8 protein-coding genes, 1 tRNA gene and 3 CRISPR repeat arrays are annotated in these 13,963 nt (G+C 43.1%); of the genes, 8 read left to right on the top strand and 1 reads right to left on the bottom strand.

The window, feature by feature from the left end; genetic code table 11:
* Positions 1–313: 313 nt before the first annotated feature.
* The 4 genes from H3S94_RS10005 to cas2 all read left to right on the top strand — a co-directional run bounded on the left by H3S94_RS10005 (position 314) and on the right by cas2 (position 6,666).
* Positions 314–1,456 (top strand): acyltransferase, encoded by a 1,143-nt coding sequence (locus H3S94_RS10005; protein ID WP_198240940.1) that lies wholly within the window; start codon positions 314–316, stop codon positions 1,454–1,456.
* A gap of 561 nt (positions 1,457–2,017) precedes the next feature.
* Positions 2,018–5,296 (top strand): type II CRISPR RNA-guided endonuclease Cas9, encoded by a 3,279-nt coding sequence (gene cas9 / locus H3S94_RS10000; protein WP_210328016.1) that lies wholly within the window; start codon positions 2,018–2,020, stop codon positions 5,294–5,296.
* A 61-nt stretch (positions 5,297–5,357) separates the two neighbouring features.
* Positions 5,358–6,317: a type II CRISPR-associated endonuclease Cas1 gene (cas1, locus tag H3S94_RS09995; RefSeq protein ID WP_198240939.1), complete on the top strand. Its 960-nt coding sequence runs from the start codon at positions 5,358–5,360 to the stop codon at positions 6,315–6,317.
* Positions 6,301–6,666, top strand: a complete 366-nt coding sequence (gene cas2 / locus H3S94_RS09990) for a CRISPR-associated endonuclease Cas2 (RefSeq protein ID WP_246786476.1) — start codon at positions 6,301–6,303, stop codon at positions 6,664–6,666. The genes cas1 and cas2 overlap by 17 nt, the downstream gene beginning before the upstream one ends.
* Before the next feature lie 71 nt (positions 6,667–6,737).
* Positions 6,738–7,633: direct repeats of the CRISPR family, unit length 36 nt; unit sequence GTTGTAACAGATTAGAAAATGCGGTCAAGCCGCAAC.
* 53 nt (positions 7,634–7,686) lie between these two features.
* Here cas2 and H3S94_RS09985 read toward each other — a convergent pair.
* Positions 7,687–7,776: transfer RNA gene (locus tag H3S94_RS09985), tRNA-Ser, on the bottom strand.
* 518 nt (positions 7,777–8,294) lie between these two features.
* Here H3S94_RS09985 and rplU point away from each other — a divergent pair.
* The 4 genes from rplU to H3S94_RS09965 all read left to right on the top strand — a co-directional run bounded on the left by rplU (position 8,295) and on the right by H3S94_RS09965 (position 12,518).
* Positions 8,295–8,780 carry a 50S ribosomal protein L21 gene (gene rplU, locus H3S94_RS09980; RefSeq protein ID WP_075914085.1) on the top strand — a complete coding sequence of 162 codons (486 nt, stop codon included), beginning with the start codon at positions 8,295–8,297 and terminating at the stop codon, positions 8,778–8,780.
* Between the two features lie 22 nt (positions 8,781–8,802).
* Positions 8,803–9,072, top strand: a complete 270-nt coding sequence (gene rpmA / locus H3S94_RS09975; RefSeq protein ID WP_075868982.1) for a 50S ribosomal protein L27 — start codon at positions 8,803–8,805, stop codon at positions 9,070–9,072.
* A gap of 116 nt (positions 9,073–9,188) precedes the next feature.
* Positions 9,189–9,788, top strand: coding sequence for a GNAT family N-acetyltransferase (locus H3S94_RS09970; protein WP_225868304.1), 600 nt, complete (start codon positions 9,189–9,191; stop codon positions 9,786–9,788).
* 640 nt (positions 9,789–10,428) lie between these two features.
* Positions 10,429–11,575: a CRISPR direct-repeat array (repeat unit 36 nt; unit sequence GTTGTAACAGATTAGAAAATGCGGTCAAGCCGCAAC).
* 490 nt (positions 11,576–12,065) lie between these two features.
* On the top strand, positions 12,066–12,518 hold the full coding sequence (locus H3S94_RS09965) for a WYL domain-containing protein (protein ID WP_198240938.1): 453 nt from the start codon (positions 12,066–12,068) through the stop codon (positions 12,516–12,518).
* A gap of 898 nt (positions 12,519–13,416) precedes the next feature.
* Positions 13,417–13,913: a CRISPR direct-repeat array (repeat unit 36 nt; unit sequence GTTGTAACAGATTAGAAAATGCGGTCAAGCCGCAAC).
* Between the last annotated feature and the right edge of the window lie 50 nt (positions 13,914–13,963).

Below are 13,963 nucleotides of genomic sequence, written 5' to 3'. Positions count from 1 at the left end.
AAATCTATAGTTGTGTCGATTTAATTATGTTGAATGTGTTCGTTCAATAAATCGCAATTTATAAATATTTATAATATAAATTTCTTTTCAATACATAAAATGATAATTTAATTGCAATAATACAAAAATTTTAAATTATTATTTTTATCTTAATAGGAAAGATTCAATATATATTTATTAACAAATTTAAAAATAGATATAACAGGATGAAAGAAGACAAATCTATTTGAGTTCCGAGAAATTTTTGCGATTGCGATGAATGCAATTCTCCTTTATAGCCTTTGCAAACGAAACCAACTAAGGCGGTATAGCTGTGCGAAAAAGTTACCTTGACGGTTTAAGAGGTTTAGCAGCTTTTTCAGTTCTCCTCTTCCATGCAAATGTCTATATTGCGATGGCACTGCCTTGGGAAGTGACCGGTCGCACACATCAATATCTGATGCGTTTTTTTAACGGTAATTTTGCGGTTTGTATTTTTTTCATATTGTCGGGCTATGTCCTTTCTTTCGCGGCAACAAAAAGTGATAAATATCACCATGCCGGTGAAATGATTATCAAACGTTATTTCCGGTTGACACCAACGGTCTGCGTTTCGGTTATACTTGCATATTTCTTATGGAAGACAATTGGTTTTTATACGTCCGAAATGGCAACTTATGCCCCGGTTTTCAATTGGATGGCTCATGAATATCAGTTCAAGCCTTCATTTTTATGGGCGCTCTATGAAGGTTTGATTGGTGTTTATAAGGGACAGAACAGTTATAATGGCGTTTTATGGACGATAAACATCGAAATGTTCGGTTCGATCATTGTCTATGTCATGATCAGACTTTTTTGGGATTATAAGAATTTCATTCCAATTTCTATTGCAACTTTGGTATTGATGTTTGTCGTTGTTTATAACGGCAATACTTATTATTTTGCATTGTTTATTACCGGAATGATGTTGAGCCGGCGCAGTCCGCCATTACACTGGATTTTTATAATACCGGCAATTTATCTGGGGTCAGTTGACCAATGGGCAAAAGACGCGCTTGATTTATGTAATTTGGTTGGTATCCAAATTGACAGCTTTGAAAAAACTATACCATTTCATGCTGTCGGAGCGGTAATGCTTTTGATGTGCGTTTTATCGAATGAAAAAATAAAAGAATTTTTATCTTTGATGCCATTCCGCTTTTTGGGCAGAATTTCATATTCCTTGTATGCGGTTCATGTTATTACAATATTTTCGATGGGGAATTTCATTTTCATTAAATTGGCCGGAACATTTTCACATATTACATCCGGCATATTGTCACTCTTGGCCGTAATCGTAATCAGTTTTATCATCGCTTATATATTTACGCGCGTCATTGATGAGCCAGCGCAAAAATATGCTGGTAAAATCGCGAGATTTATATTGAACGGCAGGGGATCGGCCAAAGTGGCAGCGCCATCGGTCGAAAAAGATTAACAGTCTGACAGATGAAATATCATACGATTTTGTAAAAAATTATCGGTCAGAATGCAGTCTTTTTTTGATCGAGATTGGCACCATACCCACCGCAAGAACGAAGTAAAACTATAATAATCAGGTAAATTGCGGGTGAAAAAATCAAACCGGTCAAAACCGGCTGCGGTCAGAAATAACGCTGATATTCTATGCCGGAAATTATAAAAACCCGTCTCATAAGTCCTGATCTGTCATAAAAGTTACGTTCGGAAAGAGGCGGCATTTTAATCCGTTTGAATATGTTTCTGATTTATCTCATCCGCTAAATAAATAATACGTCAATAAGCACGAAGCTCGCCCACAAATAAACTCAAGAATATAATAACATCAGTACAATAAAAAACAGCCCCCGAAGGAGCTGTCTTATTTGGTGCATATCTAGCTTGTTAACAGCCAGACCGCATTTTCTAATCTGTGAACATTAAATTATATGAAAATAACCAGTTGTCAATAGTTTTTTATTCTTGCTTATTTTTTCTTCTTGTTTAAATTTTTCAACGATTTTGCGTGAGGGGAGCGGTTATGACTGCAGAAAATTATTCCAATGTTCGTTTTTCTTTCGATATTGGCACGAATTCTATCGGCTGGGCGGTTTTTCAATTAAATAACAAGCAGGAAGCGGTAAAAATTCTCAATGCCGGTGCACGTATTTTCAGCGATGGTCGGGATCCGCAAAGTGGCGACCCGTTAGCGGTCAGGCGGCGTACCGTTCGTTCGGCTTCCCGCATGCGCGACCGCTATCTCCGTCGCAGGAAAAGAACATTGGATAAATTGATAGGCTATGGCCTTTTGCCTGAAGATAAAGCCGCACGTGATAAAATACTTGTTGAAACAAATGACAAACCCTCCGGTTCTACAGATAAAAAGACCGACCCCTATTCGTTAAGAGCACGGGCACTTGAAGAAAAATTACCTTTGGCCTATGTGGCGCGCGCGCTTTTCCATATCGGACAAAGGCGCGGCTTCAAATCCAACCGTAAAGCCGACCGTAAAAGCAATGAAAAAGGCAAAATTGCTGTCGGTATTGAAGAATTGTCAGGCTTGATGCACCAAAGCCACGCACCGACTTTGGGCGCTTATCTTGCCAAACGGCGTGAAGAGGGGCATGTTGTGCGCCTTCGGGCCAATTCCGAAGCGTTAACGGATAAGGCTTATGCCTTTTATCCCGAACGCTCCATGCTTGAAGACGAGTTTCACAAAATCTGGCAAGCGCAGGCAGAATATTATCCCGATGTTTTAACAAAAGAGCGGGAAGAAGAATTGTTCCATGTCATGTTTTTCCAGCGCCCGCTTAAAGAACAGAAGGTGGGCTTCTGCACCTTGGTTGAAGGCGAAACAAGGCTTGCCAAAGACGACCCGCTTTTTCAACAATTCCGCCTCTATAAAGAAATCAATGAATTGGCGATTATCCTTCCCGATCTGTCGCAACGCAAATTGACCATGGAAGAGCGCGATACACTCATCACATTGATGCGACCGGCCAAAACAAAAACATTTGCGGCACTTCGCAAAGCGTTGAAAATTCCGGCAGGCGGGCGCTTTAATAAAGAAACCGAAAATCGCAAGCAGCTAACGGGCGACGAAGTCTATTCGGTCTTTTCAAAACCGGAACTTTTCGGGGCCGATTGGGGAAAATTTTCAATAGAGCAACAGCGCGAAATTATTGACCAACTCAATAATGAAGAAAATCCCGATAAACTCGAAGAATGGTTGAAGGGCAAATTCCCGAAACTGTCGGATGAACAGCGGGCTGAAATCATCAATGCCAATCTGCCTGACGGTTATGGGCGTTTCGGGATTACAGCAACATCCAGAATTCTGGAACAATTGAAGAAGGATGTGATTAGCGAAGCCGAAGCGGCCCATCGTTGCGGTTTCGATCATTCATTGGCAAATCGCAATTGGAAGGGATTGGACGAGTTGCCACGCTATCAGGAGGTTCTGGAACGCCATATTGTTCCGGGAACCGGCGACAAGAATGATATTTATGACATTTATAAGGGCAGGCTCACCAATCCCACAGTTCATATCGGGCTCAATCAGGTTCGTCGCCTCACCAACCGGCTCATCAAGGCTTATGGCAAGCCGTGGCAAATTGTGGTTGAACTTGCGCGCGATCTACCCTTGTCGCAAGAGCAAAAACGTAAAGTTAATAAAACGATCAAGAATAACACTGATGCAGCTATAAGACGGTCCGAAAAGCTTGGGGAAATTAGCAAAAGAGACAATGGTTATAACCGTCAATTGCTGAAACTCTGGGAAGAACTTGATGAAAATCCTGAGAATAGAGTTTCAATTTATTCTGGTAAGCCGATCAGTATATCCATGCTGTTTTCTGGGGAAGTGGAAATCGATCATATATTGCCTTTTTCAAGCACGCTTGATGATAGTAACGCCAATAAAATTCTTTGTCTGCGCGAAGAAAACAGAGTGAAACGCAATCGCGCTCCGGACGAAGTTAAAGAGTGGCAAGATCATTATGATGAAATCATTGAGCGGGCTAAAAAATTGCCAAAAAACAAGCAATGGCGTTTTACACGCGGTGCAATGAAAAAAGCCGAGGAAAATCGGGACTTTCTTGCCCGTCAATTGACCGATACCCAATATCTGGCAAAGCTTGCCCGCGAATATTTTGATAGCCTTTATCCGGGGGAAGAGGCGAACGAGGATGGCGAGTTCAAAAAAGTTCAACATGTATGGGCAATTCCCGGCAAGTTGACAGAATTGCTTCGTCGCAATTGGGGGTTAAATTCTCTGCTTGCAGCTGAAGCTGATGAAAACGCAAATCATCCTAAAAACCGTAAGGATCACCGCCATCATGCCATTGATGCCATGGTGATCGGCGTCACAACGCGCTCGCTTTTAAAACGTATTGCAACGGCTGCCGGAAGGTTCGAGGGCGAAGATTTCGAGAATTTTGTCAAAAAGGCAGTTTCCGAAATTTTGCCGTGGGAGAATTTCAGGAACGACGCGAAAGACGTTGTCGACAAAATCATCATCAGCCATAAGCAGGATCATGGCACAATAAGCCGTGCCGGTTACGCTCAAGGCAAGGGTAAAACCGCCGGACAGTTGCACAATGAAACAGCCTATGGCCTAACCGATGAAAAGGATGACAAGGACAATAAACTTGTTGTCACGAGAGAGAATTTCTTGTCGCTCGAAAGTAAAGATATTCCAACAATTCGTGACGAGAATTTACAAGCCGAGCTTTATAGTGCAACGCAAGGTTTGGACAAAAAGGAATTTCAGGAAGCTTTGCTCCGTTTTGCTCGTGACCATAAGCTTTATAAGGGTATCCGCCATGTCAGGGTGCTCCTGCCTCGTAATGTCATTGAAATAAAAGACAAAAATGGCAAAGCTTATAAAGGCTATATGGGAAATTCAAACTATCGCTATGATGTTTGGGAAACTTTGGATGGCAAATGGAATAGCGAAGTTGTTTCAACGTTTGACGCGCACCAACCAAAATGGAGTTCGCAATTCCATAAAGATAACCCCACAGCGCGCAAAGTGTTGAGCCTGCAACAAAATGATATGGTGGCTTATAATGATCCGGAAAAAGGACATGTGATTGCCCGCATTGTCAAATTCGGTCAAAACGGTCAAATATTTTTTGCTCCCCATAATGAAGCGGATGTATCGGCGAGGGATTCCAACAAAAACGACCCCTTTAAATTGACTGTTAAAACAGCAACGGGGTTGAAAAAAATGCAATTCCGGCAAATTCGTGTGGATGAAATGGGGCGCGTTTTCGACCCCGGTGCGCAGGACAGAGAGTCCAAACAGGCAAGGTCATAGGAAATTAACCCTGTTTATAAAAAACTGTTGAGAACATGCCGTTTTGCGGCATGCTCTTTTCATGGAAAGAATAGTTGACATTACTGCCGATGGCTTACACCTTGCCATAAAAAGAGGTTTTTTAACCATTTCCAATCGAGAAGCGGAAGTGGGGCGGGTTGCGCTTGATGATATTGGAGCCTTAATTACTCATTCTTATGGTTTGAGCTGGACAAATCACGTCTTTATCGAATTGTCCGAACGTTCTATTCCAATCGTTTTATGTGGAAATAACCACCGTCCGGTTGCTATCGTTTGGCCGGTAGAAGGCCATTCTGTTCAAGCTGTGCGGATGAAAGCGCAGGCTTCGGCACCAAAGCCGATACAAAAACAGATTTGGGCAGAAATCGTTCGTTGTAAAATCAGGCTACAAGGCGCAGTGCTCAAAGCTTGTGGCAAAGAGGGGGCGGCTTTTGTCTCCATTGCCCGTCAGGTGCGTAGCGGTGACCCGGAAAATAAGGAAGCACAGGCCGCCCGAAAATATTGGAAAGCATTATTCGGAACCGCCTTCAAGCGTGACATAGCACAAGGAGGTGTCAACAGCCTTTTAAATTATGGTTACATCGTTCTACGTGCACTTGTTTCACGCGCTATTTGTGCTGGTGGCCTCCATCCAACATTGGGCGTTTTTCATTCACATCGTGCCAACGCCTTCGCGCTTGCTGATGATTTGATGGAACCTTATCGTCCTTTTGTTGATCGCCTGGTCTTCCACCTGCTTACCCAAGGAAAAACAAAAGTTGATGCCGAGGTAAAAACTTATCTTGCTTCACTTTCAACACTTGATTTGAAAAGTCATGTGGGAACGTCGCCTGTCAGCCAGCAAGTTCAATACTTTGTACATTCGGTTGCGGAAAGTTTTGAAACGGGAAAGGTCAAGTTGGCTTTACCTGATGAGCGTTCAATTTTTTCTTTGCAAAACGATCCGGTCCAAATTGATGACGCATGGGGAGAAAATGACAATTATGACAGCCTATCTTGAGCGTGCAACATCGGGTCCTAAACATTTAAGCGGGTATCGATTAATGTGGATATTAGTTACTTTCGACTTACCGGTAGAGACAAGAAAACAGCGCCACGACGCAACGAAATTCAGACAATTTTTGTTGGATATTGGCTTCGAGATGAGCCAGTTCTCGAATTATCTGCGTTTCTGTAACGGAAAAGAACAATTCGAATCTTATGTCAGGAAGATCGAATCCTCCTTGCCTGAACGAGGGAACATCTATATTTTCCAATTTACCGACAAGCAATATGAAAATATCGTAAGATTTTCCGATCAAGCACGTAGGAAACGTCAAAAAAATCCCGCCCAACTGGTGTTATTTTAATGAAAAACAGCATTTTTTTTAAAAAAAATGTCCACTTAAACCTTATAAAACAAAGGGTTAAGTGGACATCGGTTGTAACAGATTAGAAAATGCGGTCAAGCCGCAACTACAGGATACTTGAAATCAACCATGCGTTTGTTGTAACAGATTAGAAAATGCGGTCAAGCCGCAACTCGCCCGACAGGGGGGGTTTTATTACTCCCGTTGTAACAGATTAGAAAATGCGGTCAAGCCGCAACCTATCAAGCTTGTTCGCCGTTACCGGTTCAGTTGTAACAGATTAGAAAATGCGGTCAAGCCGCAACTAGAATATTCAGTAATCAATTCAGCTTTTGGTTGTAACAGATTAGAAAATGCGGTCAAGCCGCAACCAGAAGCAGTGATAGTGACGAGACCTACAGGTTGTAACAGATTAGAAAATGCGGTCAAGCCGCAACTCATACAAGAAGGTTAGGTATAATCCACCAAGTTGTAACAGATTAGAAAATGCGGTCAAGCCGCAACCATGGGGTGACGCACGAATAGTCATGACAGGTTGTAACAGATTAGAAAATGCGGTCAAGCCGCAACGTTAAGCTTCTCGCAATAATCAACCGCTTCGTTGTAACAGATTAGAAAATGCGGTCAAGCCGCAACGGTTTTGCAGCGGTGCAGTTAAGCAAAATTGTTGTAACAGATTAGAAAATGCGGTCAAGCCGCAACACGCGAGACATCATCGTTATTCCTTTGTTTGTTGTAACAGATTAGAAAATGCGGTCAAGCCGCAACTAGATCAGGCGCGTCTCAGACTGTTGAGCACGTTGTAACAGATTAGAAAATGCGGTCAAGCCGCAACCTAAAGGCAGGGGCATCAATGGCATTCCATGTTGTAACAGATTAGAAAATGCGGTCAAGCCGCAACACATGCGCCAAAACAATCCATTGGAAGCCGGTTGTAACAGATTAGAAAATGCGGTCAAGCGCGGCCATTCCGAACGGGTGCATAACTAAAGAAGTCGTTTCAAAAGAAAAGGAAAATCATGGCGGAGAGGGAGGGATTTGAACCCCCGATAGAGTTGCCCCTATGCCGCATTTCGAGTGCGGTGCTTTCAACCACTCAGCCACCTCTCCATAAAGGCGAACTTTATTTGATAAACAAATATCCGAGCGCGTTAGCGGCTAAATAGCTGGCAATTGGCTTTGACACAAGCCCCTTTTTTTAATTTTTGGAAAATTCCGTTCACCCTTTCAAATCTGTTTTGTTCATTTTGCGCGAGGCCACGGGCGCGTTTTTTTAAAAGCATCAGAGTTTTCCGGCTCTTTTGCTGTTTGCCCGACAAAAAATGGTTTGTTGTCAAATGCATCCGGTTTTTCGCCATGATTGCCGGTTAATTCACAAAAAGCTTTCCGGTTTTTTAAAGCTGGTCGATTGACAAGTGAAGAAAACTTCTGCATAAATCGGCCAAAGGCGTAGTGTGTCTACATTTGTGTAAAGAAGTGTATCTGCACTTGTCTAAAATTATGCCGGTCGGTTTTTTAGGGCTGGCAAATTTTAAAAGACTGATAATTTTAACGACTGATAAAAAGACGGGCTGTCTCATCGCTTTGAAAGTGTTGGACAAGATCCGGATGGAACGAAAGGGTAAAAAATGTTCGCAGTCATCAAGACGGGTGGTAAACAATACCGTGTTTCCCCCAGCCAACTTGTGAAAGTTGAAAAGGTCGCTGGCAATGCCGGTGATATTGTGGAGTTCAATCAGGTTCTCGTTGTTGGCGAAGGTGAAACAGCAACAATCGGAACTCCTGTGGTTGCCGACGCGTTGGTAACAGCAGAGGTTGTTGAACAGGCACGTGCACGCAAAGTTATTGCTTTCAAAAAGCGCCGCCGCCAGAATTCAAAGCGCATTCGTGGTCATCGTCAGGAATTCACCACAATTCGCATTTCCGAAATTCTTACAGGTGGTGCAAAGCCTTCCAAGGCTGCAACAAAGCCGGCTGAAAAAGCAGCAAAACCGGTAGCCGCCAAAGAGGCAGCACCAAAGGCTGAAAAACCGGCTGCAAAGAAAGCCAAAACAGAAACAACCGAAAAAAAAGCAGCGCCGAAAAAGGCAGCCGCTAAAAAGTCGGAAGAGTAAGAGAGATTAAAGGAGAACAACCATGGCACACAAAAAAGCTGGTGGTTCCTCGCGTAACGGTCGCGATTCAGAATCAAAACGCCTAGGCGTTAAAAAATTTGGTGGTGAAGCAGTTATTCCGGGTAACATCATTATCCGACAACGCGGCACACAATGGCACCCTGGCGAAAATGTCGGCATGGGTAAAGACCATACATTATTTGCCCTTAAAGCGGGCAAAGTATCTTTCTGCGTCAAAGCGAATGACCGCTCCTATGTGTCGGTGATTCCGATGGCGGAGGCAGCAGAGTAAGCCGGAGCTCTTAAATAAAACCGGCGTCCCATTGGACCCCGGTTAGCTTCCAAAGCAAATTAAAGGGAAAGATGGGACACCATCCTTCCCTTTTTCTATTGCTCCAGGAGGTAACTATGAGCACTGAATTATTAGAAGAAATAAGAAAGAGGCCGCCCAGAACCTTGGATTGCCCGGTTCTGGTAACTGAAAGGCTTGTTTTACGCGCACCCAATGTAGAAGACATGGACGCCATTGCCGATCTCGCCAACAACCGGAATGTATCTGCCATGCTTCAATCTGTGCCTTTTCCATTCACACGAAAACATGCAGCAGAATACATTCTTCGTTCGGTGGCGGGCGAGATGGGCTATTGCGCCTATGCCATTACAAAAGCCGAGGATGGCGCATTTATCGGCGCCTGTCATATCAAGGACCGCGAAGAGGGCGAAGGCCTGAGCCTGCGTTACTGGATTGGCAAACCCTATTGGAATAAAGGTTATGCAACAGAAGCGGTTGGCAGCCTGATTGATGCCGCTTTCCGCGCAACCGATATTGATGCGCTCTATGTCTCGAATTTTGCGGCCAATAAAGCTTCCCGCCGCGTTATCGAAAAACAGGGCTTTGAATATATCGGAACATCCGAACAAAACTCGCTGGTTTCCGGTCTGGTTATCGCCGACAATTATGTCCTCGAACGCGAAAAATGGATCGGCCAGTTGAGCAAATGTGCCTGAACATGCCCGCTTCAATAATGAGGCCTTAAAAGCTTGGCTGAACAAGCAGGCCTTAAAAGCTTGGTTGAACAATCAGGCCTTTTATAAAAAAGGCCTGATAAGGCCGTTTTAATCGAGCCGATTGGGTTAGACTGGCCGAGTGGTGCAGGCTCGTTCAGTTTTAGCCACGCATAAAAATTGACAAAAGCAAACCGGATGCGACAAACCGGTTTAACTCGCTGTCTTAAGGTTTATCATGCTGTCTTAAGCCCACTTTATCAAAGCGGGCTGCTTGTTAGGTAGCACGGCGCATTCACCAGCATTTTAACAACGGAAAGCTTTCTTAAAAAAGTCGAAACAGCGGTTCACTAAATTGCTTGAGGTCTTTGTAAAAACAAGCCCGAACATGTCGGCTTATCCTGTATTGGTAAGCCCACTTCTACCTTGCCCGAACGATGAAAGTTCGATATTTTTTTTGCCTTACGGGACAAGCAAATTGATCGTGTGCTTATGTGAAAATATTGTTAGATTTTCAGACAAAACGTGGAAGACACGCCAAAAAAAATCGAAATTTATTGGTGTTATTTTAATGAAAAACAGTATTTTTTTACAAAAAAATATCCACTTAAACCTTATAAAACAAAGGGTTAAGTGGACATCGGTTGTAACAGATTAGAAGATGCGGTCAAGCCGCAACACCTCAGCCATTCGCTTGTTTTTTGGTGAAGTTGTAACAGATTAGAAAATGCGGTCAAGCCGCAACACGCGGCCCATCGGCTATCTGGTATAGATACGTTGTAACAGATTAGAAAATGCGGTCAAGCCGCAACACCGGCGTCAAGATGGTTTCAGCTTCGTCAGTTGTAACAGATTAGAAAATGCGGTCAAGCCGCAACGTATCGAAATTAACGATGTTTCTTTGGAACGTTGTAACAGATTAGAAAATGCGGTCAAGCCGCAACTCACGCATGAAGCGACGTTCGAAATTTTCGGTTGTAACAGATTAGAAAATGCGGTCAAGCCGCAACAATCAAGACGTAACGTAACTATACAGGTTAGTTGTAACAGATTAGAAAATGCGGTCAAGCCGCAACCGACTAGCTAGCCTTAATTCTATTAGCTCGGTTGTAACAGATTAGAAAATGCGGTCAAGCCGCAACACCACGTTTTGTTTGCACGACGCACCCATCGTTGTAACAGATTAGAAAATGCGGTCAAGCCGCAACTAGTTGCGATAAATGTATAATAGCCGCTTGGTTGTAACAGATTAGAAAATGCGGTCAAGCCGCAACACAATTGCAGCCGGTATCATGATAACCGCCGTTGTAACAGATTAGAAAATGCGGTCAAGCCGCAACGGGTCATTCGCGTGGGCAGCATATATTTTGTTGTAACAGATTAGAAAATGCGGTCAAGCCGCAACATTCCTAGTACTCGAAGTAATTTTCGCAACGTTGTAACAGATTAGAAAATGCGGTCAAGCCGCAACTTTCGTTGCCGATTGTTAAAATCGCGTCAAGTTGTAACAGATTAGAAAATGCGGTCAAGCCGCAACTGTAAGGGTAGGGGAATAGTTGGCAGTACTAGTTGTAACAGATTAGAAAATGCGGTCAAGCCGCAACGCCTTGGCAATTGGTATTGCCGCATTGATGGTTGTAACAGATTAGAAAATGCGGTCAAGCCGCAACTAACTTGCGCGATTATGAACCCGCACTAAGTTGTAACAGATTAGAAAATGCGGTCAAGCCGCAACAAAATCGCAAATATTGATAGTTGTAACAGATTAGAAAATGCGGTCAAGCCGCAGGTTATTTCATCCAACGCTTGCGACGGAAGTAGCGTTTAACGGCGATATAGACAATTAACCAAAAAGTAAGGGCAATCGGTGCTGTATCAACGTGAAATGGAACAAATGCAAAAAACGGATTAAGCAAATATAATCCCCACATAAACACAGCGAACATGTTTAAGATTAAGAATAATGGATCAAGAAAACGAAACAGTAACATATTCAGTAGCTCTTGTTTGGGGCATTGCGGAGTTTAACCGATAAAAACGCTTTTGCGGCTTCTTCTTGCTTTTGTTTTTCTGACTTTCCAAAACCGGTAATTATAACGGATTATGTTGTTATACGAGAAATTGTTATAAGAGATGCGACAAGTTTTTCATTGGTTACCCCGATTTAAAGTCAATATTACTATGATGGTTAAATTATATTAGATTAGCAAATGGGGGCAAGCAGCGACGCTAGTGTGTGTAAATGTTCAACCGGTGTTGCATTGCAAGGGGAGGAACAAAATGGATGTGATAGTGAGCATATGGCTTCTGGTTGGCTTTATACTGTGTTGCGTCGCTGCAATAGCGAAGCTTGGGCACGTGATGAAACAGCGTACCAATCACCGCATCAATCCCGAACCATGGCAGAATTATCAGACCAATCTAATTGATACTTCCATCCGTCCCGACAATTTAGAATTTGTTACACGGGTCGAGGCAATGAACCGTCGCATTAATGGCGGTCTTGAATTTATGATTGAATATGTTGACAGTGACGGCGTGATAACCGAGCGTGTAATAGAGCCTCTGAATATCTATCGAATAGCCGGCAAAACAACAATCTATATTGACGCCTTTTGCACCTTACGCAATGCTATGCGCAGCTTTCGCAACGATCGCATTCTGGCGGCACGCGACATGCAAACCAATCAGGAAATTGCTAACCTTGGACGCTATTTGTGGGAACGATACTGAACTTATTATCTTCATGTGTTCGCTCCACAACTCGCGGGCTGGACAAACTCCGACTTGACGGGAATGCCCTTGCAAACAGTCGTGCCCTTTTTACTTTCCAAAATCGCCGCGTGTTGTTGTTTGGCAAAGTATGGCCAACGTTTTCTTTTGGAACTCGGATTTCCCATGGCACGAAAAACACACGCCGTTAACTACCGTTCGATGTGTTGTCAATGTGCGGCTAGTGATTGCCCGATTGGGTGATTTTGGATTGTGCTGGTAACAGATAAGAAAATGGGGTCAAGTTGCGACGGAACGCCGCTAAAACCTTGTTATACTTGATATTTACTTTGTTAATTACGTTATTCGTTGATTTGCTTCTCTCGTTTTGTTATATTGAGAGCGCGCCGAGTAAGGAACACCATGGCTTTTAGCGATGTGGGGATTGCATTTCCGGCTCCCCGGCGTGTTACTTTCCTTTCTGTGATATACTTCTTTTGCTGATTTTTATCGGGATTTGTTTGTTTTATACGTTGTAAATTGTCATGGCTTGCGGCAGGTTTCTTCTGTATCGAATGTCGGTTATCCGTTTTTTGCCTTGATGCTCGCTCATCATTATCAATCTCCCGATTTTATGGGGTATGCGAGTGACTTCCGGAACAGCAGAGACGATAAGGACTGATTATAGGTTGCTCATTGTTACTAAATGCCAATTACAGGAGGTGTTTCAATTAGTGAGAGACTAACCACCTTTCTGAATTGGCAAGCAATGTGAAAATCTTGCAAGATTTTCAGGAAAAGCTTGGAAGATACGTCAAAAAAATCGAAATTTACCGGTGTTATTTTAATGCAAAACAGCATTTTTTTACAAAAAAATATCCACTTAAGCCTTATAAAACAAAGGGTTAAGTGGACATCGGTTGTAACAGATTAGAAAATGCGGTCAAGCCGCAACATACAATCTATCGAGGGCGGATTGATACTGTTGTAACAGATTAGAAAATGCGGTCAAGCCGCAACATAACGTCAAACGTCAATATCAAAGCACGAGTTGTAACAGATTAGAAAATGCGGTCAAGCCACAACTGTTTTCAACAGATATAACAAAACAATACAGTTGTAACAGATTAGAAAATGCGGTCAAGCCGCAACGTTTTGACGATACAGGGCGTTGGGGGTGGAGTTGTAACAGATTAGAAAATGCGGTCAAGCCGCAACAGAACAGCAAAAGCGGCATCGGGCTTTTTTGTTGTAACAGATTAGAAAATGCGGTCAAGCCGCAACAAAACGACGCTTATGACACATTTATTTATGGTTGTAACAGATTAGAAAATGCGGTCAAGCCGCAACTAAAATGGGGTTTTTACAAGCTTTCTGATAGTTGTAACAGATTAGAAAATGCGGTCAAGCCGCAACAGGCGGCGATATCCAGTCCGGTGAAAAAGAGTTGTAACAGATTAGAAAAT

This window comes from Bartonella sp. B10834G3 (assembly GCF_016102505.1).
Lineage (GTDB): Bacteria > Pseudomonadota > Alphaproteobacteria > Rhizobiales > Rhizobiaceae > Bartonella > Bartonella choladocola.
The sequence above is the reverse complement of the archived record's forward strand: the minus strand, read 5'-3'. Positions and strand labels throughout refer to the sequence as shown.